Annotated in this window: 22 protein-coding genes; 19 read left to right on the top strand and 3 right to left on the bottom strand. The window is 64.1% G+C overall.

Annotation, left to right across the window (positions count from 1 at the left end; genetic code table 11):
* Positions 1-54: 54 nt before the first annotated feature.
* The 3 genes from ASE00_RS18225 to ASE00_RS18215 all read right to left on the bottom strand — a co-directional run bounded on the left by ASE00_RS18225 (position 55) and on the right by ASE00_RS18215 (position 5875).
* A complete protein-coding gene (locus ASE00_RS18225; RefSeq protein WP_056382985.1) occupies positions 55-2109 on the bottom strand; it encodes an acetoacetate--CoA ligase in 2055 nt (684 codons plus the stop codon).
* 152 nt (positions 2110-2261) lie between these two features.
* Positions 2262-4544 (bottom strand): TonB-dependent receptor, encoded by a 2283-nt coding sequence (locus tag ASE00_RS18220; RefSeq protein ID WP_162256500.1) that lies wholly within the window; start codon positions 4542-4544, stop codon positions 2262-2264.
* 224 nt (positions 4545-4768) lie between these two features.
* The gene (locus tag ASE00_RS18215) at positions 4769-5875 is read right to left on the bottom strand and encodes an AraC family transcriptional regulator (protein ID WP_200957967.1); all 1107 of its coding nucleotides are present in this window, start codon (positions 5873-5875) and stop codon (positions 4769-4771) included.
* Between the two features lie 254 nt (positions 5876-6129).
* Between ASE00_RS18215 and galE the strand changes: the two genes are divergently transcribed.
* The 19 genes from galE to nuoL all read left to right on the top strand — a co-directional run bounded on the left by galE (position 6130) and on the right by nuoL (position 24227).
* Positions 6130-7143: a UDP-glucose 4-epimerase GalE gene (galE, locus tag ASE00_RS18210; protein ID WP_056382978.1), complete on the top strand. Its 1014-nt coding sequence runs from the start codon at positions 6130-6132 to the stop codon at positions 7141-7143.
* Between the two features lie 10 nt (positions 7144-7153).
* A complete protein-coding gene (locus tag ASE00_RS18205) occupies positions 7154-7399 on the top strand; it encodes a hypothetical protein (protein WP_056382976.1) in 246 nt (81 codons plus the stop codon).
* Positions 7400-7690: 291 nt separating this feature from the next.
* Positions 7691-9667 carry an OPT family oligopeptide transporter gene (locus ASE00_RS18200; RefSeq protein WP_056382972.1) on the top strand — a complete coding sequence of 659 codons (1977 nt, stop codon included), beginning with the start codon at positions 7691-7693 and terminating at the stop codon, positions 9665-9667.
* Positions 9668-9760: 93 nt separating this feature from the next.
* A complete protein-coding gene (gene efp, locus ASE00_RS18195; protein WP_056382970.1) occupies positions 9761-10324 on the top strand; it encodes an elongation factor P in 564 nt (187 codons plus the stop codon).
* A gap of 140 nt (positions 10325-10464) precedes the next feature.
* The gene (locus ASE00_RS18190) at positions 10465-11286 is read left to right on the top strand and encodes an inositol monophosphatase family protein (RefSeq protein ID WP_056382968.1); all 822 of its coding nucleotides are present in this window, start codon (positions 10465-10467) and stop codon (positions 11284-11286) included.
* Positions 11287-11527: 241 nt separating this feature from the next.
* On the top strand, positions 11528-11905 hold the full coding sequence (gene ndhC, locus ASE00_RS18185) for an NADH-quinone oxidoreductase subunit A (protein WP_056382967.1): 378 nt from the start codon (positions 11528-11530) through the stop codon (positions 11903-11905).
* Positions 11896-12447 (top strand): NuoB/complex I 20 kDa subunit family protein, encoded by a 552-nt coding sequence (locus tag ASE00_RS18180; protein WP_056382965.1) that lies wholly within the window; start codon positions 11896-11898, stop codon positions 12445-12447. The genes ndhC and ASE00_RS18180 overlap by 10 nt, the downstream gene beginning before the upstream one ends.
* A 23-nt stretch (positions 12448-12470) precedes the next feature.
* A complete protein-coding gene (locus tag ASE00_RS18175; protein ID WP_056382962.1) occupies positions 12471-13340 on the top strand; it encodes an NADH-quinone oxidoreductase subunit C in 870 nt (289 codons plus the stop codon).
* Complete coding sequence (locus ASE00_RS18170) at positions 13340-14560, top strand: NADH-quinone oxidoreductase subunit D (RefSeq protein WP_056382961.1); 1221 nt, start codon at positions 13340-13342, stop codon at positions 14558-14560. The genes ASE00_RS18175 and ASE00_RS18170 overlap by 1 nt, the downstream gene beginning before the upstream one ends.
* Positions 14560-15237, top strand: coding sequence for a complex I 24 kDa subunit family protein (locus tag ASE00_RS18165; protein ID WP_056382959.1), 678 nt, complete (start codon positions 14560-14562; stop codon positions 15235-15237). Before ASE00_RS18170 ends, ASE00_RS18165 begins: the two co-directional genes overlap by 1 nt.
* The gene (locus tag ASE00_RS23905; RefSeq protein ID WP_200957966.1) at positions 15234-15383 is read left to right on the top strand and encodes a hypothetical protein; all 150 of its coding nucleotides are present in this window, start codon (positions 15234-15236) and stop codon (positions 15381-15383) included. The genes ASE00_RS18165 and ASE00_RS23905 overlap by 4 nt, the downstream gene beginning before the upstream one ends.
* Positions 15383-16684 (top strand): NADH-quinone oxidoreductase subunit NuoF, encoded by a 1302-nt coding sequence (nuoF, locus tag ASE00_RS18160; RefSeq protein ID WP_056382956.1) that lies wholly within the window; start codon positions 15383-15385, stop codon positions 16682-16684. Before ASE00_RS23905 ends, nuoF begins: the two co-directional genes overlap by 1 nt.
* A complete protein-coding gene (locus ASE00_RS18155) occupies positions 16681-17394 on the top strand; it encodes a hypothetical protein (RefSeq protein WP_056382954.1) in 714 nt (237 codons plus the stop codon). The genes nuoF and ASE00_RS18155 overlap by 4 nt, the downstream gene beginning before the upstream one ends.
* Before the next feature lie 18 nt (positions 17395-17412).
* Positions 17413-19416, top strand: a complete 2004-nt coding sequence (nuoG, locus tag ASE00_RS18150) for an NADH-quinone oxidoreductase subunit NuoG (protein ID WP_056382953.1) — start codon at positions 17413-17415, stop codon at positions 19414-19416.
* On the top strand, positions 19413-20540 hold the full coding sequence (gene nuoH / locus ASE00_RS18145) for an NADH-quinone oxidoreductase subunit NuoH (RefSeq protein WP_056382951.1): 1128 nt from the start codon (positions 19413-19415) through the stop codon (positions 20538-20540). Before nuoG ends, nuoH begins: the two co-directional genes overlap by 4 nt.
* A 5-nt stretch (positions 20541-20545) precedes the next feature.
* Positions 20546-21031, top strand: coding sequence for an NADH-quinone oxidoreductase subunit NuoI (gene nuoI, locus ASE00_RS18140; protein WP_056382949.1), 486 nt, complete (start codon positions 20546-20548; stop codon positions 21029-21031).
* Between the two features lie 154 nt (positions 21032-21185).
* Entirely contained in the window at positions 21186-21797 is a 612-nt protein-coding gene (locus ASE00_RS18135; RefSeq protein ID WP_056382947.1) for an NADH-quinone oxidoreductase subunit J, read from the top strand.
* The gene (gene nuoK / locus ASE00_RS18130; protein WP_056382945.1) at positions 21794-22099 is read left to right on the top strand and encodes an NADH-quinone oxidoreductase subunit NuoK; all 306 of its coding nucleotides are present in this window, start codon (positions 21794-21796) and stop codon (positions 22097-22099) included. Before ASE00_RS18135 ends, nuoK begins: the two co-directional genes overlap by 4 nt.
* Positions 22100-22148: 49 nt before the next feature.
* A complete protein-coding gene (gene nuoL / locus ASE00_RS18125) occupies positions 22149-24227 on the top strand; it encodes an NADH-quinone oxidoreductase subunit L (RefSeq protein ID WP_056382943.1) in 2079 nt (692 codons plus the stop codon).
* Position 24228 lies beyond the last annotated feature (1 nt).

The raw sequence follows: 24228 nt of genomic DNA, 5'->3' as shown, positions 1-24228 counted from the left end.
CCGACAACGGCATTAGACGGGAACCCCTCGGTCCGGCGCGCACGCCTCCAATTTTCACGGCTGCATCCCCATCGATCTGGCCGCCCCGTCATTGCCCTCCAGCGGCTTGCCATCGCGCCAAGCCTTTGCCTGACGGATGAACCATGGCAGTATGTCGGGATTGGCGATGACATCCGGATTGATGACCTTGGACGCCGGCCATCCCTGAAACAGCCTTTTTATCGGCAGCTCCTGTTTCTTGCCCGACATCGTTCGCGGAATACCAGGCGCGGCGATGAAATGATCGGGGACAAAGCGCGGCGACAGGGTCGCCCGGATCGCCGTCGTCATCGCCCGTTCCAAGACCTGGTCCAACGCGCCGTCGGCTGTAGGCACCACGAACATCAGCAGCGCGCTGCCCCCTTGGCCATCCTCCAGATCGATCAGTAGAGTATCGGCAACGGCAGGCAGACGTTCCACCGCCGAATAGATTTCGGCGGTCCCCATGCGTAGGCCGTTGCGATTGATCGTTGCATCGCTCCGGCCCGAAATGGAGCAGCTTCCGTCCGGCTCGATCAGCAGCCAGTCCCCATGCCGCCACACGCCGGGCCATCTATTGAAATAGGAGGAGCGATAGCGGCTGCCGTCCATGTCGCCCCAGAAGTAGAGTGGCATGCTGGGGAAGGGGCGCGTGCACACCAGCTCTCCCACGACGCCTTCGACTGCGTGCCCCGCCTCGTCCCAAGCAGCGACGGCAGCGCCAAGATGACGGCATTGCAGCTTTCCGGGATATGCGGGCAGCTCCCGATTGCCAGCAAGAAAGGCAGCGAACAGATCGGTTCCTCCACTGATATTGCACCACCAGATGTCGGGTTGGCCAATGGTCGCGAATTGTTCGCTGCCCCATCGTTCGACGTCGGCCGGTAACGGCGAGCCGGTGCTGCCAAGCGCGCGGATGGCGCCCAGCCCATCGATATTTTCCAGCGTGACGCCGGCCTTCCTGCAAGCGATATAATAGGCGGCCCCCGCCCCAAACCACGTCACGCGATGCCGCGCCGCGAAGCGCCAGAGTACGGCCCAGTCCGGGCTTTCCTTCGATCCGCTCGGTGCGCCGTCGAAGAGGCAGATGGTCGTTCCGGAAAGCAGTGCGCTGACCTGTTGATTCCACATCACCCAGCCGGTGGCGGTATACCAATGGAACCTGTCGCCGAGCGTGTTTCGCGTATAGCTGGGCCCGAGATCCATATGCAGATGCCCCGCCAGGGCCGCGAGCAAAATGCCCCCATGGCTATGGACTATCGCCTTGGGCAGACCGGTGGTCCCGCTGGAATAGAGCACCCAGAGCGGATGATCGAACGCGACCCATTCAGGTTCGAAGGCATCGACCTCCTGTTCCGTCCGTCCCGATGCGGTGGCGAAATCGATCGCATCCGAAATAGGTGTGGCGCCACAAAGGCCAGATACGCGCAAGACCGCCAGGAGACCGGGCAGCGCCGCGCGCATATCTCCCACCGCCTGGCTGCATTCCTTGATTTTTCCGCCATATTGGACGCCGTCGGCGGCGATCAGTATTTTGGGAGAAATCTGCTCGAGCCGATCCAGCACCGCTGGCGTGCCCATATCGGGCGAGCACAGCGCCCAAACGGCGCCCAGGCTGGCACAGGCGAGGAAGCCGATCACAGTCTCGGGAATGTTCGGAAGATAGGCAGCCACCCGGTCACCGCGACCGACGCCAAGGCGGCGCAGTTCGAGAGCCAGGGAATAGGTCTGTCGGCGAAGCTCCTTCCAGCTCAGCTGGCGAACCTGGCCTGACTCGTCGTCGGCGATGATCGCCGGTTGTCCGCATGTTTCGGCGGAGTCGACATGCCGGAAGACATGCCGGGCATAGTTGACCTGTGCACCCTTGAACCAAGTTGCGCCGGATTCCGTGCTTTCGCCGAGCGCCGCCGCGAAAGGCGTGCGTGTTTCTATCTGGTGGTAGTTCCAAATGCTGCGCCAGAAGGCTTCGAGGTCATCCGTCGACCAGCGCCACATCGCCGCATAATCTTCGAACTCAAGTCCGAGCTCGCGATGCAGCCACTCTCGATAGAGCTGCATCTGCGGTATGGGGACAGCGTCGTTATCGGGCATCGTCGAGCACCTGAGACAAAGTGAAACTGCGATGCCGGATCAAGGACAAGGCGACCGCTTCCGACCGGATGAAATGCCGGCTCCGAATTCTCTGAGATTTTGCCCGGAGCCTACGCATTCAGTGCCAGGCTCCGGGCGTAGATCGAAATCCGTCAGAACCGTGTGTAGAGCGTCGCGCCGTACATCCGCGGTACTCCGACAGAACCGGTGATCGCGGCATTGACGCCGGACCCGGCGTTCGCCGAGCTGATATAGCGCTTGTCGAACGCATTGCGGATCCAGCCCGACAGCGACCAGGTCTTCTTTTGTGACCCCACGGATAGCGAGAAGTTGGTCAGGCCATAGGCAGCCTGGGAGTTTTGCGGATTGTTGTAGATGTCGAAGAAGACCCGGCTCTGTCCCTTGTGATCAGTGCGAGCCGTGATCTCGAGCGTATCCGAAATCGGGAAAATATACTGGGCCGACAGGGTATACTGCCATTTCGGCGCCTGCGGCAGGTGATTCCCGGTCAGCTCGCGCGCACCCGGGGGCAGCGCCACGCCATCTCTCAGGGCGCCCACGCAATTCGCCGCCGTGGGAAGATTGGGGTAGAGCGGATCGTTGTTGCAGAAATAGCCGAATTTGGAATCGAGATAGGTCAGGGCGCCATTGATCTTCAAGCCTGCCACAGGCGCCACTTCGCCTTCCAGCTCCACGCCCTTGATCTTGGCGGTCACTGAATTCTCGACCCGGGGATAGAATACGGTCGTCGTCGTGTTCTGCCGGAAGACTGTTTGCTGAAGGTTGGAATAATCGGAGTAGAAGCCGGTCAGACCCAGTCTGAGTTTACGATCGAACAAGGTGGCTTTGACGCCTGCTTCGTAACTCCAGACAAATTCCGGATTGAATACGTTTACGGGCAAGGACGGATCGCCGAGCGTGTTGAACCCGCCAGATTTGAATCCGCGTGAAACGCTGGCGTAGACCAGGGTTTGGTCCGTGGGGGTGAAGTCGACGGCGAAGCGTGGCGTGAACGCCTTGAAAACGCCGCTCCCAGTCCGGTTCAGTGGAACGCCGGCGGTCGTCGAGTCCATCAGATAAGACTTGTCGTCGATCGTATATCGCCCGCCTGCGATCACACGCAGCTTGTCGGTGAGGTTGTACCGGAACTGCGCGTAGGCCGCATAGGAGTCCAGCTTCTCGGTGGGCAGATATATGAGATAATTGGGGAATACGTTGAAGCTGAAGTAGAGCGGCTCCTTCGATACGCCGTGCATGTAGAACAGGCCGGCCACCAGGTCGGCGCGGCTGCCAAGATCGGTCGTGAGCGTGAACTCCTGGGTGAATTGTTTGGTGTTGATGCCGATCAACGGGAAGAATGATCCCGCAAAAGGTTCGTTACGCGGCGTGGCGTCCACGTCGATGTTCGTCAGCGCGATGTCATGCTTGATAAAGCCGCTGGTCGACGTGAGCGTTGCCCGGTCGCCCAGCTGCGCGGTGGCGGTCAGAACCGCACGGACGCTCTCGAGATCACGTTGGTTGGGCATGTCGTTATAGAAGGTCAGATGCTTGATGTCGTTCCGGGGGAACGCATAGCCGGGCGTTTCAGGGAAGGTCGGCCGGTTGGGGTCGGCCCGCCCCAGGATTTGAGCGAAGGAGGGGTCGCTTCGGTCGCGCGTATATTCGACCAGAGCGTGCACGCTGAGCGTCTCGCTTGGCTTCAGCAGCAATTGGCCGCGTAACTGGGCCAGTTCCGTATTGTCGTTGCGCCGCTTTAAAAACCCGTTCTTCATCCAGCCGTCGGCATGATCCACGAGGAACGACAGGCGCCCCGCCACCTGGTCGGAGATGGCCGCATTGACCGCGCCGCGTACACCGATGCGTGAATAGTTTCCGACGGTGAAGCTCATATCGCCTTCGGTTGTATCGGTCGGCTTCTTGGCGTTGATATTGATTGCGCCGCCGGTGGCATTGCGTCCTGCGATCGTGCCCTGGGGCCCCCGCAGCACTTCCACGCGCTCGACGTCCAGGAAGGCGGCGTTCATCATGAAGTGGTGCAGCAGAGGCACACCGTCCAGCGCAACCGTGACGCCGGACTGGCTTCCGATGTCCTGGCCAGCCTGACCAATGCCGCGCACCGCGATGAAGATGTTGGTCGAACGCGTGCCGAACTGGAGGCTCGGCACGAGCTGGGTCAGGTCCGATACATCCTTGACGGTGGCCTTTTCGAGGGTTGCTCCGGAAACGGCGGTGATTGCGATTGGGATATTCTGCAGCCCCTCGGCGCGCTTTTCCGCGGTGACGACGATTTCTTCGATTTTGCCGTCTTCTACGTTCCTGGCCTTTCCGGCCTGCGCCCATGCGACCGCGGGAAACAGGCACCCGCTGAGCAACGCGGTCGCTCCCAGGCTCAGGGCTCGGGTTCGCGCGCGACGAGTCGGTTTGCTGCGTTTCATCGTTATCCCCTCCATTGGTTGTTCTGAACGCCGGAGGCTCTGCTCCAGTCACCGCTATCTCCCGTTGTGGGGCACGAAGAACAATGACACGCCTGACACACTGATTTGTCGGAAGTGACATGGGCCAATGCATCGGAGACCGCCGGTCGAGCGGCGGGGCGGCACCGGACTTCCTTGAAAGCGATAATGACCTTGCTTCGCGCCCGGCATACGATGCACCGGGATCAGGTCAGGCGGCGTTCGTTCAGCAGCGATGTGGCGACCGCCACCTTTGCGGCGTCATTGACATGGGCCGCCCGATAGGCGGACGGGCTCATTCCTGCCCATGAGATGAAGTGGCGGGAAAAGCTGCCGGGTTCGCTGAAGCCGAGAAGGAATCCTATCGAGGTCACCGGCAAATCGCTGGCCAGCAGATAGGCACCGGCGAGCTCGCCGCGCAGCCGTGTTCGAATATCTTGAAAACTCTCGCTTTCGTGCGACAGGTCGTTGCGCAGGCGGCGTGGTTTCGTACGCAGGCGCGCCGCCACGACCTCAATAGGAGCGGACCAAAGGCCGGCGCGCTGGAGATCGATCAGGACCTGCTGTGTCCGATCGCGCCAACTCAACTCGTGCCCGGCAGCAGCGAACCAGTCGGGCTCGCTTGCATAATAATCGTTATAATCCTGGATCGAGCTGTGGATGAGCCTCGCGGTCAGATCATTCCGGTCATATGTCAAAGCGTCGAGCGGAGCGTTGAACTTCACCGGACAGCGAAACAGGGCAAATCGGTCAAATCCGTTCAACTGGACCGGCTTCGGGCCGCGGACGGAAATCTGACGCAGCGCCAGCGGACGTCCAATGAGCCAGCTGAAGAAATGATAGATCCAGACGAACCGGATCCACACGAGGATGTTCCGATCGACACCGGAGATCGTTTGATATTTGCATATATGGCGTAGCCCGGAGCCATGCTCTTCGGAGATGCCGGGGCCGACATCCGCGGACATAGCATCGGTGAAGCGGATACTCACCCGCAGGGCTTCGCCGAAACTGCCGCAGTGGAGGAAGGACAGTAGCCGCTCAGCTTCCAGCGCCAATCTGCAACTCTGAACGAAGAAGCCGAGATAGACGTCGTCCAGCGAGAATTGAATTTGCCGAACGAGCCTGACAAGCGCCGGTCCGTCGATCGCCGCGTGCGGATTGCCGTAGACCGACGGATCGATGGCGGACGCCGACAACATCGCGGCTGGATCATGGCCCTGCAACACCGCGCCCTGCAACAGGGCTTGGACGGCTTCGCCGTCCAAGCCGATGCTGTTGTCGTCAGATTCATCCTGAGGCAAATCAACCACTCCCGACGATTTCAGCTTTTGGCTTACTTTCGCAGCCGGTTAAAGCGGGAGCTTGACGAAGGGCGGTCCGGCGTTCGCCGATTGGTATATCAGCGCCGATACCCCGCGTTCGCTTGTGGCTAGGGGAGCCGTTCTTGCTCACGGATATCGGGGCGAAATCCTACCAACCGCAGGCGACGGACCGGCCGAAAAGTGGGGCCGTCGCGGCAAGCGCGGCGTTTGACCCGGTAACATTGCCGCGATAGCCTTCGCCCATGCCATCCGACAATGCCCGCCCCTTCGCCATTCTCGTGACCGGAGGTGCCGGCTATATCGGCAGCCATGCGGTGCTCGCGCTGCTCGACGCGGGCTGGCGGGTGTCGGTGATCGACAATCTCGTCACCGGATTCCGCTGGGCGGTCGACGCGCGGGCGTGCTTCCACGAAGGCGACATAGCCGACGCGGCGCTGGTCGCCCGGATCATCGCGGAGGACGGGATCGGCGCGATCCTGCATTTCGCGGGATCGGTGGTGGTGCCCGAGTCGGTCGAGAACCCGCTCAAATATTATCGCAACAACACCGCCAACAGCCGCGCGCTGATCGAGAGCGCGGTCAGCGGCGGGGTGCGCCATTTCATATTCTCCTCGACCGCGGCGACCTATGGCATCCCCGACGAGATCCCGGTGCGCGAGGACATGCCGACCGTGCCGATCAACCCCTATGGCATGTCGAAGCTGATGACCGAGGCGATGCTGAAGGACGTCGCCGCCGCGCATCCGATCAACTATTGCGCACTGCGCTATTTCAACGTGGCGGGGGCGGACCCGTACGGCCGTGCCGGCCAGTCGACCGCGGGCGCGACCCATCTGATCAAGGTCGCGGTGGAGGCGGCGCTGGGCAAGCGCCCCGAGGTCGCGATTTTCGGCACCGATTATGCGACCCCCGACGGCACCGGGGTGCGCGACTATATCCATGTCGGCGATCTGGCCGATGCGCATCTCCATGCGCTCGACACCTTGATCGCGCGGCCAGGCGACAGCCATGTGATGAACTGTGGCTATGGCCGCGGCTTCTCGGTGCTCGAGGTGCTCGACTCGGTCGATCGGATCGCGGGCGGCGCTATCACCCGCCGCATGGAGCCGCGCCGCGCGGGCGATCCCGATGCGCTGATCGCCGACAATGCCCGCATCCTGGCGACGACCTCCTGGCGGCCGCGACTCGATGATCTCGACACGATCGTCGCCCATGCGCTGGCATGGGAGCGGGGATTGGCCGGACGCCAGTCCTAGCCACACCGTCTTGCTGGACCAGTTTCAGCATTCGCTGCGAAATAGAGCGATCCTGTCTGCGGAGGGACGTTCGCCGCGTATCTTTGACGTCACTCCTGCCGCCCGGTGGATGCTGAAACAAGTTCAGCATGACGAGGAGGAGATGTGGGCTTTCCTCTTTCTCCAACTTGGCGAGGTTCGAAGAGGCAAGCGCGAAAAGCGCGTCCGAGCGCAGGCGAGGGAAGCCAAGGTCGCGGATGCGACCGCCGGCGTCTGAGGCAAAACAAAAAAAGAGGCCGGTCCCGAAGGACCGGCCTTGAAAGTTTTAGGAGAGGATGCCTGAAAGGCCCGTTCTTTGTGCATGTGCGAAGGGATTTTCGCAAGTAAAAAATGGGATGCACGTTAAAAAAAATTATAAAACGTTGGTTTATAATCATATTTTATGTTCAGCCGTGTAAGTGTGCTGCACCTGCGTTAAATCGATATCGCAACGGCGAACAGAATCGCTCCCCATTGTCAGGAGTCGGCTGCGCCGCCATTCTGCGCCCGTTCGATCGAAGGAGGCGATATGGCGGGGAAGATGGATGCCGTGGCGGGCGCGGCGCGCGAGCTGACCCTGCGCGGGCTGCTGCTCGGCGTTCTCATCACCTTCATATTCACGTCGGCCAACGTCTATCTCGGGTTGCGGGTCGGGTTGACCTTCGCGACCTCGATTCCCGCCGCGGTGATCTCGATGGCGATCCTGCGGCTGGTACGCAACAGCAGCATCTTCGAGAATAATATTGTCCAGACGGTCGCCTCGGCGGCAGGCTGTATTGCGGCGATCATCTTCGTGCTGCCGGGGCTGGTGATGATCGGCTGGTGGCAGGGCTTTCCCTTCTGGCAGACCTTCCTGCTGTGCGCGGCCGGCGGGATGATGGGGGTCGTGCTGTCGGTGCCGCTGCGCCGCGCACTGGTGACCGGATCGGACCTGCCCTATCCCGAGGGCGTCGCCGCCGCCGAGGTGCTGCGCGTCGGCACCCAGACCGCCGAGGGCGCCGCCGAGTCGAAGGCGGGCCTGCGGGTGATCCTGGCCGGGTCGGTCGCCTCGATGGGCTATGCGATGCTCGCCGCGACCAAGCTGGTTGCCGCCGAAGCCGCGACCTGGTTCCGGATCGGCACCAGCTATGCCGCGACCGGGTTGTGGACCTCGCTGTCTTTCGCCTTGCTCGGCGCGGGGCATCTGGTCGGACTGTCGGTCGGGCTGGCCATGGGGCTGGGCCTGCTGATCGGCTTCGGCGTCGCCATGCCGGTCCTCAGCTATCTTGCCGCCGCGCCGGGCCCGGCCGAGGACGCCGCGCTCGCGGTGTTCACCAGCGATGTCCGTTTCCTCGGCGCGGGCGTGATCGGCACGGCGGCGATCTGGACGATGGGCAAGCTGGCCCGGCCGCTATGGCAGGGCATGGCCGGCGCGATCGCCGCGTCGAAGGCGCGCAAGGCCGCGGCGGAATTGCTGCCGGTCGAGGAGCGCGACATCGGCGTCGGCTGGCTTGCGGTGATCGTCGCGGGCATCGCGCCGCTGATCGTTGGGCTGCTCTGGCATTTCGCCGGACAGGGGCCGCTCGCACCCTATGCGCTGCCGCTGTCGCTCGGCTTCTATGTCTATGTGCTGCTGATGGGGGCGTTCGTCGCGGCGATCTGCGGTTATATGGCGGGGCTGATCGGATCGTCGAACAGCCCGGTGTCGGGGCTGGCCATCCTCGGCGTGCTGGGTTCGGCGCTGCTGCTCGCGGTGGCGGTACGGCCGATTGCCGATGCCGGGGCGGGGCCGCATCTCGTCGCCTTCGCCTTGTTCGTGACCGGACTGGTGCTCGCCTGCGCGGTGATCGCCAACGACAATCTCCAGGATCTCAAGACCGGCCAGCTGATCGGTGCGACGCCATGGAAGCAGCAGGTGGCGCTGATGATCGGCGTGCTGGCCGGTTCGGCGGTGATCCCGCCGATCCTCGACCTGCTCAACGCGGCCTATGGCTTCGCACCGCTCGCCGGCAGCGGCCTGCCGACGCCGAAGGCGCCGCTGCCCGCGCCCCAGGCGACGCTGATCGCAACGCTGGCAAGCGGCATCCTCGGCGCAGGGCTCGACTGGCACATGATCTTCATCGGCGCGGGGGTCGGCGTCGCGCTGATCGCGCTCGACGCCTATCTCGGGCGCAGGCAGTGGCTGCGCATGCCGCCGCTGGCGGTCGGCATCGGTATCTATCTGCCGATGTCGGCAACCCTGCCGGTCGTCGCCGGCGCGGTGATCGGCTATATCTATGACCGCCGTCACCCCGATCCGGTGTCGCAGCGCATGGGCGTGCTGCTCGCCTCCGGCTTCATCGTCGGCGAGAGCCTGTTCGGTGTCCTGCTCGCCGGTTTGATCGTCGCCACCGGTAGCGGCGAGCCCCTGGCGCTGATCGGCGCAGGGCATGAAGGACTGGCGATGCTGGCGGGCACTGCGCTGGTGATCGCTCTGCTGATCGGCCTGTACCGCTGGGTGGCGCGGGTTTCGAAGTCGATCGGCTGATCGGGACGAGAAGACCGGCAAAGTTGCCAATTCGCGCCCGCGCGGCTATGGCGCCCGCCGGCTCTTTCAAATCCTCACAGTCTCAGGTGAATCATGAAGATCAGCGGCGTGGACATCCGTCCCGGCAACATCATCGAATATGAAGGCGGCATCTGGCGCGCGGTCAAGATCCAGCATACCCAGCCCGGCAAGGGCGGCGCCTATATGCAGGTCGAGATGAAGAACCTGATCGACGGGCGGAAGAACAATGTCCGCTTCCGTTCGGCCGAGACCGTCGAGCGCGTCCGCCTCGACACCAAGGATTTCCAGTTCCTGTTCGCCGAAGGTGACGACCTGACCTTCATGGACAAGGACAGCTACGAGCAAATCACCCTGCCGCGCGACCTGCTCGGCGACGCGGCGGCCTTCCTCAACGACGGCATGGACGTGGTGATGGAGCTCTATGACGAGCGCCCGATCTCGGTGCAGCTGCCAGACACGGTTGAGGCGCTGATCGTCGAGGCCGATGCGGTGGTGAAGGGGCAGACTGCCTCGTCGAGCTACAAGCCCGCGCTGCTGGAAAACGGCGTCCGCGTGATGGTGCCCCCGCATATCGCCAGCGGCACCCGCATCGTCGTCGACGTCTACAGCCAGGAATATGTCCGCCGGGCGGATTGATTCTAAACTTCCCTCCCTGCCAAGGGAGGGGATCGAGGGGTGGGTTTCGCCGCGCGTTGTGGCGGATAGCTCTGCCCTGATCGACGGACTAACCCACCCCCCAACCCCCTCCCTTGGCAGGGAGGGGGGGAGATTTTGCCATGGTAGCCCATTCTGGCCTCATCACCGTCATGGACCGCGCGGCGCGCAAGGCGGCGCCGCGGCTGCGGCGCGACTTCAACGAGGTTCAGCAGCTTCAGGTGAGCCGCAAGGGGCCCGCCGACTTCGTGTCGATGGCCGACCGCCGCGCCGAAGAGACGCTCTATGAAGAGCTCAAGCGCGCACGGCCCGACTGGGGCTTCGTGATGGAGGAAGGCGGCGAGATCGAGGGCGACCCGACCAAGCCGCGCTGGATCGTCGATCCGCTCGACGGCACCAGCAATTTCCTTCACGGCCTGCCGCACTTCGCCATCTCGATCGCGGTCGAGGAGCCGCGCCCGGGGCAGAAGCGCGGCGAGGTGACTCAGGCGCTGATCTATCAGCCGCTGACCGACGAGAGCTTCTGGGCCGAAAAGGGCCGTGGTGCCTGGCTGCAGAACGCCCGGCTGCGCGTGTCGGCACGCCGCGATCTCAGCGAGGCGCTGGTCGCGACCGGCATTCCCTTCATGGGGCACGGCGACATCCGGCAGTGGACGTCGATCTTCGCACAGGTCGCGCCCGAAGTGGCGGGCATCCGCCGCTATGGCTCGGCAGCGCTCGACCTCGCCTGGGTCGCGGCAGGGCGCTACGACGCCTTCTGGGAAAGCAGCCTCAACATCTGGGACGTGGCAGCAGGCATCCTGCTGGTGCGCGAGGCCGGCGGTTTCGTCAGCGACTTCCGCGGCGGCGACCGGATGCACGAGCGCAACGAATATCTCGCCACCAATGATGGCCTCGCGACCAAGATCCACAAGCTGGTCGCGCAGGGTTTGAAGGGGGTCTGAAGGCGCTCGATCGTCGTTCGAGCGAAAGCTGGAATCTCCCTTTGGTTCGCCGTTGGCAAAGGCAATGAGATCCCAGCTTTCGCTGAGATGACGAACGGAGGCGGCGGGATGGCAAAAGCCCCGATTTACTCCCGCTTATTGCGATTCATTCTCACCGGCCCAGCACCTTGCTTCGCAGGTGCGGCAGGCCTAAACGACGCCACAAAGGCCGGATTCCCGGCCCCTTGTTCGGAGCCTGTTCATGGCGTCAGTCGCCGCCGGATATTTGCCGATCCTGCTGTTCCTGGGCGTGGCGCTCGCGCTGTCGAGCGCGTTCGTCTTTCTGCCGATGGCAGTCGGCCGCCTTACGGGCGCGCACAAGCCCAGCCCGGAAAAGCTCACCGAATATGAGTGCGGCTTTCCCGCCTTCGAGGACAGCCGCGCACAGTTCGACGTGCGCTTCTACCTGATCGCGATCCTGTTCATCATATTCGACCTCGAAGCGGCCTTCCTCTATCCCTGGGCGGTGTCGCTCGGCGGAATCGGGTTCGTCGGCTGGCTGTCGATGATGATCTTCCTGGTCGAACTGACCATCGGCTATGTCTATGCGTGGAAAAAGGGAGCGCTGGAATGGGAGTGATCCTCGACCCGGCCCGGAACCCGCACCCCACGGAAAATATGGCTCCGGACGCCGAATTCTTCAAATCGCTGCAGGCCGAGGTCAACGACAAGGGTTTCCTCGTCACCTCGACCGAAGAGCTGTTCCAGTGGGCGCGCACCGGCTCGCTGTGGTGGATGACCTTCGGCCTCGCCTGCTGCGCGGTCGAGATGATCCACGTCAACATGCCGCGCTACGACCTCGAGCGCTTCGGCGCCGCGCCGCGCGCCAGCCCACGCCAGTCGGACGTGATGATCGTCGCGGGCACGCTGTGCAACAAGATGGCCCCGGCGCTCCGCCGCGTCTACGACCAGATGTCGGAGCCCAAATACGTCATCTCGATGGGCAGCTGCGCCAATGGCGGCGGCTATTATCATTACAGCTATTCGGTGGTGCGCGGCTGCGACCGGATCGTGCCGGTCGACATCTACGTCCCCGGCTGTCCGCCGACCGCCGAGGCGCTGCTCTACGGCATCATGCAGCTGCAGCGTAAGATCCGCCGGGTCGGGACGCTGGAACGGTGAGTGGGGAAATCGTGAGCGGCTCGATGACCTTTCCGCGCTTCGCGACGATCGAGGGTTTCGCCGATGCGGCCCGGGCCGCGCTGGGCGACCGGCTGATCGAGGTTCGCGAGTGCGTCGGCGAATATGCGCTGCATGTCCGTCGCGAGGCGCTGGTCGAGGCGATGACGATCGTTCGCGACGACCTGGCCTATCAGCAGCTGATGGAGATCGCCGGCGTCGACTATCCCGAGCGCGCCGAGCGTTTCGAGGTGGTGTACTGCCTGCTCAGCCTCACGAAGAATCACCGCATCCGCGTCCATGTCGCGACCGACGAGGTGCAGCCGGTGCCGAGCGTGACCGGGCTTTGGCCGGTCGCGGGCTGGCTCGAGCGCGAAGTGTTCGACATGTATGGCGTGCTGTTCGAAGGCAATGCCGACCTGCGCCGCATCCTGACCGATTATGGCTTCCGCGGTCACCCGCAGCGCAAGGATTTCCCGCTGACAGGCTATGTCGAGCTGCGCTATTCGGAAAGCCACAAGCGCGTCGTCTATGAGCCGGTGAAGCTGGCGCAGGATTTCCGCAGCTTCGACTTCATGAGCCCATGGGAAGGTGCGGATTATATCCTGCCGGGCGACGAAAAGGTTTCGCCGGCCCAGCCGGGCGCGCCGACGCCCGCGCCTGCGCCCGCCAATGCCGATCCGGCCCCCGTGGCCGCCACGCCGCCGCCGGCCACGCCGAAGACCACCGACAGCCCAGCCGACACCGGCGCGGGCAAGGCCGCGAACAAGGCCGCCGCCAAGCCGCGCGCGTCGGCGAAGCCGAAGGCCGAAACCTCGAAGGACACCGACCCGGCGAAAGCTCCGGCCAAGCCGCGCGCGCCGCGCAAGCCCAAGGGTGACGGAGGGACGAAGTAATGGCCTCGACCTACGAGACCCTGACTCCGGAGGCCCAGCAGGGCGAGACCGAGATTCAGAACTACACGATCAACTTCGGCCCCCAGCACCCGGCGGCGCACGGCGTGCTGCGCATGGTGATGGAGCTCGACGGCGAGATCGTAGAGCGCGTCGATCCGCATGTCGGGTTGCTCCACCGCGGCACCGAAAAGCTGATCGAGTACAAGACCTACCTGCAGGCGCTGCCCTATTTCGACCGGCTCGACTATTGCTCGCCTCTGGCGATGGAGCACAGCTATGTGCTGGCGATCGAGAAGCTGCTCCAGCTCGAAGTGCCGCTGCGCGCGCAATATCTGCGGGTGTTCTTTGCTGAGCTGACCCGCATCTGCAACCATATGCTCAACCTCGGGTCGCACGTCATGGACGTCGGCGCGATGACGCCGAACCTGTGGCTGTTCGAGATCCGCGAGGATTGCCTCAACTTCTTCGAGCGCGTGTCGGGCGCGCGGATGCACTCGGCCTATTTCCGGCCCGGCGGCGTCCACCAGGACGCTCCGCTCAAGCTGCTCGCCGACATCGGCGACTGGCTCGACAGGCGGCTGCCGCGCCTGTTCGAGGATGCGATCAGCCTGGTCGCCGACAACCGCATCTTCAAGCAGCGCAATGTCGACATCGGCACCGTCAGCAAGGACGATGCGATCGCCTGGGGATTCTCTGGGCCGATGATCCGTGCGGCGGGCATCCCCTGGGACATCCGCAAGGCGCAGCCCTATGACGTCTATGACCGGATGGATTTCGAGATTCCGGTTGGCACCAAGGGCGATTGCTATGACCGTTTCATGGTCCGTGTCGAGGAGGTCCGCCAGTCGGCGCGCATCATGCGGCAGTGCCTCAACGAGATGCCCGAGGGGCCGATCGCCAGCCTCGACCGCAAGGTGGTTCCGCCCAAGCGTGGCGAGATGAAGCGCTCGATGGAAGCGTTGATCCACCATTTCAAGCTCTACACCGAAGGCTTCCACGTGCCCGCCGGCGACGTTTACGTCGCGACCGAGAGCCCCAAGGGCGAGTTCGGCGTCTATCTGGTCTCCGACGGCACCAACAAACCCTATCGCTGCAAGATCCGGCCGACCGCGTTCAGCCATCTCCAGGCGATGGATTTCATGATGAAGGGCCACATGCTGGCCGACACCACTGCCGTCCTGTCGGCGATCGACGTCGTGTTCGGGGAGTGCGACCGCTAATGTCTGACGCAGCCCATATCCCTGACGAGGCCGAGACCCGCGCGCGTTGGGGCGATTTCGCCTGGACGCCCGAGAACGCGGCGCAGGCCGAGAAGATCATCGCGCGCTACCCGCCGGGCCGCCAGCAGTCGGCGGTGATGCCGCTGCTTGACCTCGCGCAGCGCCAGGTGGGTGCGGAGACGCGGACCCAGGGCTGGCTGCCGGTGCCGGTGATGGAATATATCGGCCGCCAGCTCGGCATGGCCTATATCCGCGTGTTCGAGGTCGCCAGCTTCTACACGATGTACAATCTCGCGCCGGTCGGCCGCTATCATGTCCAGGTGTGCGGGACGACGCCGTGCATGCTGCGCGGATCGGACGACGTGCTCGACGCCTGCTACAAGAAGGGCCTGAAGAAGGGCGCGACGACTGCCGACGGGCTGTTCACGCTGACCGAGGTCGAGTGCCTGGGCGCCTGCGCCAACGCGCCGATGGTCCAGATCAACGACGATAATTATGAAGACCTGACCTTCGAGACGACCACCGCGATCCTCGATGCGCTGGCGAAGGGCGAGCAGCCCAAGATCGGCCCGCAGATCGACCGCCAGACGAGCTGCGCCGAGGGCGGTCCGACCACGCTCAAGGAGATGGTCGGCGAGAACCACGATTACCGCAATCGCTGGAACACCCCCGCATGAGCGCGCTGATCTCGATCATCGTCACGATCGTCGTGGCGGTCATCCTCATCAAGCTGACCTTCAAGCTGCTCGGCATCGCGATCGCCATCGCGATCGGGCTGGCCGTCTATTTCATCGCAGCCAAATTCTTCGGGAAAACGGTCTGATGCTCGACGACAAGGACCGCATCTTCACCAATCTCTACGGGTTCCAGCCCTGGAACCTCGATGCCGCGCGCAAGCGCGGCGACTGGGACGACACCAAGGCGCTGATGGCGCGCGGCCAGGACCAGATCATCGAGGACATCAAGGCGTCGGGCCTGCGCGGCCGCGGCGGCGCAGGCTTCCCGACCGGCATGAAGTGGAGCTTCATGCCCAAGGAGCCCAAGCCCGGCAAGCCGAGCTTCCTGGTGATCAATGCCGACGAGTCCGAGCCCGGCTCGTGCAAGGACCGCGAGATCATCCGCCACGATCCGCACAAGCTGATCGAAGGCGCGCTGATCGCGGGCTATGCGATGCGCGCGCGGGCAGCCTATATCTATATCCGCGGCGAGTTCATCTATGAGGCCAAGGTTCTCTTCGCCGCCGTGGAAGAGGCCTATGCCGCCGGGCTACTCGGCAAGAACGCCGCCGGTTCGGGCTATGATTTCGACGTCTTCGTCCATCGCGGCGCGGGCGCCTATATCTGCGGTGAGGAAACCGCGCAGATCGAGAGCCTCGAGGGCAAGAAGGGCCAGCCGCGCCTGAAGCCGCCTTTCCCGGCAGGCGCGGGCCTCTATGGCTGCCCGACCACGGTCAATAACGTCGAATCGATCGCGGTCGCCCCGACGATCCTGCGGCGCGGCGCGGCCTGGTTCGCGGGCATCGGGCGCGAGGGCAACAAGGGCACCAAGCTCTTCCAGATCTCGGGCCATGTGAACAAGCCTTGCGTGGTCGAGGAGGAGATGGGCATCTCGTTCCGCGACCTGATCGACACCCATGCCGGCGGTATTCGCGGCGGCTGGGACAATCTGCTCGCGGTGATCCCGGGCGGCTCCTCGGTGCCGCTGGTGCCCGCCGCGCAGATCATGGACGCGCCGATGGACTTCGACGGTTTGAAGGCGCTCGGCTCGGGCCTCGGCACCGCCGCCGTGATCGTCATGGACAAGTCGACCGACATCGTCCGCGCGATCAGCCGGCTGTCCTATTTCTACAAGCATGAGAGCTGCGGCCAGTGCACGCCGTGCCGCGAGGGCACCGGCTGGATGTGGCGGGTGATGGAGCGGCTGCGCACCGGAGAAGCCCGGGTCGACGAGATCGACACGCTGCTCGACGTCACCAAGCAGGTCGAAGGTCATACCATCTGCGCCCTGGGCGATGCGGCCGCCTGGCCGATCCAGGGGCTGCTGCGGCATTTCCGTCCCGAAGTCGAGCGCCGGATCCGGGAACGGGGCAATGATGGCGGCGCGATGATGGAGGCGGCCGAATGAACCGGAATTTGCTCGCTACCACTTTAGCCGGAGCGGTGCTCGCTCCGATGCTGCTGGCGACCATGGCGCAGGCGGAGCCTAAGCTGGGATCGCGCCTGATCCAGCGTGAGACACGCGACACGACGCGTGCACGGGATAATGGCAGCGCCGTCAGGGCCGCTCACCGCTTTGCTGCCTGTCTTTATTTGAAGCGCGGGGCGTCGGTCCGGGGTTTGATGACGTCGCTGGCCCCAGCGGATCAGGAACGCTACGAGCGAAGCCTTTCCCGCCAAGTGGATTGCAACAACAGCGTCACGCTGAGCGATGGGGCAGTCGCCGAGGGCTTGCAGATCACCTCTTCGCCCGATGTGATGCGTGGCATGTATGCCGAAGCGATCCTCGATACGATCAAGGACGACGAGGCGCTTCAACCAGCGCCCTCGCAGGCCTCTTACACACGCGAATGGTTCGCCATCACAGGCCGGGACCCGATCGTCGACGAGATGGCGGTGTGCGTTGCCGACCAGAATCCCGCAGGCATCCGGGCGCTCCTCGCCACGTCGGCGGAAACCCCCGAAGAGCTCGCCGCCGCGCGGGCTCTGGCGCCGTCGCTCGGCCCGTGCCTGCCGCAGGGCGCAACGCTCAAGGCCAATCGCCAGGGGCTTCGCGCCGCGCTAGCCGAGGCGCTTTTCCATCGTGCGACCGCGCCTGCGCTCGCGGCGACCAATTGATGACTGTCAGGACTCTCCATGCCTAAGCTGACCGTAGACGGGATCGAAGTCGAGGTCCCCGCCGGCGCCACGGTGCTCCAGGCCTGCGAAGCCGCGGGCAAGGAGATTCCGCGCTTCTGTTACCATGAGCGGCTGTCGATCGCCGGCAATTGCCGGATGTGCCTTGTCGAGGTGAAGCCCGGGCCGCCCAAGCCGCAGGCGTCCTGCGCGCTGCCCGCCGCCGACAATCAGGAGGTGTTCACCCAGTCGCCGATGGTGAAGAAGGCGCGCGAGGGGGTGATGGAGTTCCTGCTCATCAACCACCCGCTCGATTGCCCGATCTGCGACCAGGGCGGCGAATGCGATTTGCAGGACCAGTCGGTCGCCTATGGCAAGGGGCAGAGCCGCTTCGCCGAGAACAAGCGCGCCGTCACCGACAAATATATGGGCCCGATCGTCAAGACGACGATGACCCGCTGCATCCAGTGCACCCGTTGCGTCCGCTTCGCCGAGGAAGTCTCGGGCGTCGAGGAGATCGGCGCGATCTATCGCGGCGAGAATATGCAGATCACCTCCTATCTCGAACAGGCGGTGACGAGCGAGCTGTCGGGCAATGTCGTCGATCTCTGCCCGGTCGGCGCGCTGACCAGCAAGCCCTATGCCTTCGAGGCGCGGCCGTGGGAGCTCAAGAAGAGCTACGGCATCGACGTGATGGACGCGGTCGGCACCAATGTCCGCTTCGACAGCCGCGGCCGTCAGGTGCTGCGCGTGCTGCCGCGCATCAACGAGGACGTGAACGAGGAATGGGCGTCGGACAAGACGCGCCATGCTGTCGATGGCCTGGTCCGCCGCCGTCTCGACAAGCCCTATGTCCGCAAGGGCGGCAAGCCGGTCGAGGCGAGCTGGGCCGAGGCGTTCGCCGCGATCAAGGCGGTGAAGGCGGGTTCGTCGGTCGCCGCGGTCGCGGGCGACCAGCTCGACTGCGAAACGATGTACGCCGCCAAGGCGCTGCTGGCGAAGATGGGTTCGACCCTGCTCGAAGGCCGTCAGACCGGCATGGACTATGACGTCAGCGATCTGGCGTCGGTCAACTTCAACAGCACGATCGCGGGCATCGAGACCGCCGACGCGATCCTGCTGGTCGGCACCAACCTGCGCTGGGAAGCGCCGCTGATCAACACGCGGGTCCGCAAGGCGGCAAAGCGCGGTGCGGCGATCTTCGCGATCGGCGAAGAGCTCGACCTGACTTACAAGGTCCAGTGGCTCGGCAACGATCTCGGCATGCTCGGCACACTGCCGCAGACCGTCCTCGACGCCTTCGCCAGCGCCCAGCGTCCGGCGCTGATCCTCGGCGGCGGCGGGCTGAAGGCGGGCGCTCAGGGTGCGACGCTGGCGCTGGTCGAGACGCTCGGCCTCGTGAAGCAGGGTTGGAACGGCTATAATGTCGTCCATCTCGCCGCCGCGCGGATGGGCGGGCTGATGCTCGGTTATGGCCAGAAGGGCGGCATCGCCGACCTCGTGGCCGCCGCGCCGAAGCTGCTCTTCCTGCTCGGCGCGGACGATGTCGACGCGACCAAGTTCGCCAAAAGCTTCAAGGTCTATGTCGGCCATCATGGCGACGCGGGCGCGGCGGCGGCGGATGTGATCCTGCCGGGCGCGGCCTATACCGAGAAGCCCGGCACCTATGTGAACACCGAAGGGCGCGTCCAGCGCGGCGACCGCGCGGTCTTCCCGCCCGGCGATGCGCGTGAGGACTGGACGATCCTGCGCGCGCTGAGCGAAGTGCTCGGCCACACGCTGCCGTTCGACAGCCTCGACGGCCTGCGCGCCGCCATGGCCGCCGACGTCCCGGCGCTGGGTCAGGAAGGGCTGGCTGACTATGGCTGGGCCCCGCCCAAGCTCGCTGCCGCTGTCTCGGGCCCGGTCGGCTATCCGATCAAGGATTTCTACCTGACCAACCCGATCGCGCGCGCCAGCGACACGATGCAGCGTTGCTCGGCCGAACTGATTCACGGCCAGAGCTTCGCGGAGGCTGCCGAATGACCGCTTTCTTCCAGCAGCATCTCGGCCTGACCTACGACTGGGCCTGGTTCGCCTCGACGATCATCGGCATCCTCGTCATCGCACTGCCGCTGATGCTCGCGGTGGCGATGATAATCTATGCCGATCGCAAGATCTGGGCGGCGATGGCGCTGCGCCGCGGCCCGAACGTCGTCGGCCCGTTCGGCCTGCTGCAGAGCTTCGCCGACGGCCTGAAGGTCTTCCTGCAGGAAACGATCATCCCATCGGCAGCGAACAAGGGGCTGTTCCTGCTCGCGCCGATCATCACCTTCACGGTGGCGCTGATCGTCTGGGCGGTGATCCCCTTCGCGCCGGGTGTCGTGCTCGCCGACATCAATGTCGGCCTGCTCTACATCCTCGCGGCCTCGTCGATCGGCGTCTATGGCGTGATCATCGCGGGCTGGGCGTCCAACTCCAAATATCCCTTCTACTCGGCGCTGCGCGCCGCCGCGCAGATGGTCAGCTATGAAGTCTCAATCGGCTTCGTGCTGATCTCGGTCGTGCTGTGGGCGGGCAGCTTCAACATGTCGGCGATCGTCGAGGCGCAACGCGCCCACGTTTTCGGCTTCCTCAACGGCTTCGGCTTCAACCCGCTGCTGTTCCCGATGGCGGTGGTCTTCCTGATTTCGGCGATGGCGGAGACGGCGCGCGCGCCGTTCGATCTCACCGAGGCGGAGTCTGAGCTCGTCGCGGGTTACCAGACCGAATATTCGTCGATGTCCTTCGCGCTCTACTGGCTTGGCGAATATGCCAATGTCATCCTGATGTGCGGATTGAACGCGATCCTGTTCTGGGGCGGCTGGCTGCCCCCGGTCGATGTGAGCGCGACCATCGCCTGCCTGACCTCGTGGATGGGCGGTCCTCAGGACGTCGTCCTTCGTGGCCTCATATGGCTTGTCGGCTTGCTCGATCTGGTGCCGGGCATCATCTGGTTCTTCGCCAAGCTGATGTTCTTCTTCTTCGTCTTCTCCTGGGTGAAGGCGACGGTGCCTCGCTACCGCTATGACCAGCTGATGCGGCTGGGCTGGAAGGTCTTCCTGCCGCTGTCGCTGTTCTGGGTGTTCCTCGTGTCCGGGTGGCTGATGCTCACCCGCTATGGAGTCTGAGCGCGATGAGCCTCGGCCATATCGTCAAGTCCTTCACCCTCTGGGAATTCGTGAAGGCGCACTGGTTGACCTTGAAATATTTCTTCAAGGCCAAGGCGACGATCAATTATCCGTTCGAGAAGAACCCGCTGTCCCCGCGCTTCCGCGGCGAACATGCGCTGCGCCGCTATCCCAATGGCGAAGAACGCTGCATCGCATGCAAGCTGTGCGAGGCGGTGTGCCCGGCGCAGGCGATCACCATCGAGGCCGAGCCGCGCGACGACGGGTCACGCCGCACGACCCGCTACGACATCGACATGACAAAGTGCATCTTCTGCGGCTTCTGCCAGGAAGCGTGCCCGGTCGATGCGATCGTCGAGGGGCCTAACTTCGAATATTCGACCGAGACGCGCGAAGAGCTGCTCTACGACAAGGCCAAGCTGCTCTCGAACGGCGACCGCTGGGAACCCGCGATCGCCGCCAACCTTGCCGCCGATGCGCCGTACCGGTAATGGCGCGCTCCATCTCCCATTCCCCGCTCATCCTGAGTAGGGGCCGAGCCTGGCGAGGACCTGTATCGAAGGACGCCCTTCGAGACGCCACTTCGGCAAGCTCAGTGGCTCCTCAGGGTGAGCGGACTTTGTTTATGCAGGATCGGCGCGCCTGATGATCCAGACCATCGCCTTCTATCTGTTCGCCACGCTGGTGATCGCCTCCGCGGTGCTCACCATCCTCGCGCGCAATCCGGTCCACAGCGTGCTGTGGCTGATCCTCGCCTTCTTCAACGCGGCGGGCCTGATGATCCTCGTCGGGGCCGAGTTCATCGCGATGCTGCTCGTCATCGTCTATGTCGGCGCGGTCGCGGTGCTGTTCCTGTTCGTGGTGATGATGCTCGACATCGACTTCGCCGAACTGCGCGCGGGCTTCGCCCAATATCTGCCGTTCGGCGTGCTGCTGGTGATCGTGCTCGCCGCCGAGATGATCTTCGCGGTCGGCGCGTGGCAGGCTGGCGGGATCGACATGGCGACCCGCATCGCCCCGACGCCCGAGGGCGTATCCAACATCGAAGCGCTCGGCACGCTGATCTACACGCGCTATCTCTACATCTTCGAAGGCGCAGGCCTGGTCCTGCTGGTCGCGCTGATCGGCGCGATCGTCCTCACCCACCGCGTACGCGGCGGGGTCAAGGCGCAGAACATCGTGGCGCAGAACAAGCGCCGCCCCGAAGATGCGACCCGCAACGTCAAGCCGGCCGTCGGCCAGGGGGTGGAGCTGTGATCGGCTTGCAACATTATCTGGTCGTTTCGGCGATCCTGTTCGTGATGGGGGTGTTCGGCATCTTCCTGAACCGGAAGAACGTGATCATCATTCTCATGGCGATCGAGCTGATCCTGCTGTCGGTGAACATCAACCTCGTCGCCTTTTCCGCCTATCTCGGCGATCTGGTCGGCCAGGTCTTCGCGATGTTCGTGCTGACCGTCGCGGCGGGCGAGGCGGCGATCGGCCTGGCGATCCTCGTCATCTACTTCCGCGGCCGCGGCACCATCTCGGTCGACGACATCAACCGGATGAAGGGGTAATGGTTATTTCTCGCTACGCGACTCCCTCCAGCAGGCTGGAGGGCCGGCGGTGATCACTGCAATCGTCTTCCTGCCGCTGCTTGCGGCGATCGTCGCAGGGCTGGGCAACCGCCTGATCGGCAATGTACCGGCCAAGCTGGTCACCACCGGTGCGCTGTTCGCGTCCTGCGCGATGAGCTGGCCGATCTTCATCGGCTTCATGAGCGGTTCGCTGACCGCGCATGTCCATCCAGTGCTCACCTTCATCCAGTCGGGCGATCTCGCCGTCGATTGGGCACTGCGCGTCGACACGCTGACCGCGGTGATGCTGGTGGTGGTGACGAGCGTGTCGAGCCTCGTCCACCTCTATAGCTGGGGTTACATGGCCGAGGATCCGAGCCAGCCCCGCTTCTTCGCCTATCTGTCGCTGTTCACCTTCGCGATGCTGATGCTGGTGACGTCGGACAGCCTGGTCCAGATGTTCTTCGGCTGGGAAGGCGTCGGCCTCGCCTCCTATCTGCTGATCGGCTTCTGGTATCACAAGCCCAGCGCCAATGCCGCCGCGATCAAGGCTTTCGTGGTCAACCGAGTCGGCGATTTCGGCTTCTCGCTCGGCATCTTCGGCACCTTCCTGGTGTTCGGCACCGTCTCGATCCCCGCGATCCTGGCCGCTGCCCCGGCCTATGCCGATGCGTCGATCGGTTTCCTCGGCCAGCGCGTCGACCTGATGACGCTGCTCTGCCTGCTGCTGTTCGTCGGCGCGATGGGCAAGTCGGCGCAGCTCGGCCTCCACACCTGGCTCCCCGACGCGATGGAAGGCCCGACCCCGGTGTCGGCGCTGATCCACGCCGCGACGATGGTGACCGCGGGCGTCTTCATGGTGTGCCGCCTGTCGCCGATGTTCGAGGTCAGCCCGACCGCGATGCACGTCGTCGCCTTCGTCGGCGCCGCGACCGCGCTGTTCGCCGCGACGGTGGGCACGACCCAGACAGACATCAAGCGCGTCATTGCCTATTCGACCTGTTCGCAGCTTGGCTATATGTTCATGGCGGCGGGCGTCGGTGCCTATGGCGCGGCGATGTTCCACCTGTTCACCCACGCCTTTTTCAAGGCGTTGCTGTTCCTGGGCGCAGGCTCGGTGATCCACGCGATGCACCATGAGCAGGACATGCGCTATTATGGCGGCCTGCGTAAGCACATCCCGCTCACCTATTGGGCGATGATGGCGGGCACCCTCGCGATCACCGGCGTCGGCATCGTCGGCGTCGCGGGCTTCGCGGGCTTCCATTCGAAGGATGCGATCATCGAGGCGGCCTTCGCCAACGGATCGACCTCGGGCGGCATCGCCTATGCGGTCGCGGTGTTCGCCGCGCTGCTGACCAGCTTCTATTCGTGGCGGCTCGTCTTTCTCACCTTCTTCGGCAAGCCGCGCTGGGCGGGTTCCGAGCATATCCAGCATGCGGTGCACGATGCCCATGGCCACGGCCATGATCATGACGCCCCCGCCGAGGAAGATGCCGGGCATGATCCGCACGCGCATGGCCATGATCATGGCCACGGCCACGGGCATGCTGTCGAGGGCGATGCCGGCTATCATCCGCATGAGAGCCCGCTGCCGATGCTGATCCCGCTCGTCGTGCTGTCGCTCGGCGCGATCTTCGCGGGCTTCATCTGGGCGCCCTATTTCATCGATTCGCACCATGGCGGCGCCTTCTGGGCGGGCAGCATCGCCTTCAACGAGCATCTGATGCACGCGATGCACGAAGTGCCATGGTGGGTGAAATGGTCGGCGACGATCGTGATGGTCACCGGTTTCCTGATCGCGCTATGGGCGTACATCGTCGATACGACGATCCCGGCGCGCTTCACCGCACAGTTCCGGGTGCTGTACGACTTCCTGCTGCACAAATGGTATTTCGACGAACTCTATCATTATCTGTTCGTCGTTCCGGCCTTCTGGCTCGGCCGCGTCTTCTGGAAGAAGGGCGACCAGGGCACGATTGACCGCTTCGGCCCCAACGGCATCGCCCATGTGGTCGTTCGCGCGGGCACGGCGGCGCGGGCGGCGCAGTCGGGATATCTCTATACTTATGCCCTGGTGATGCTGCTCGGCCTCGCCGCCGCGGCGACCTGGGCGATGGTGGGCTGAC

It is taken from the genome of Sphingomonas sp. Root710, from assembly GCF_001429065.1.
Classification (GTDB): Bacteria; Pseudomonadota; Alphaproteobacteria; order Sphingomonadales; family Sphingomonadaceae; genus Rhizorhabdus.
Note: the sequence above shows the minus strand (reverse complement) of the source record. Positions and strands in the feature narration are given on the sequence as shown.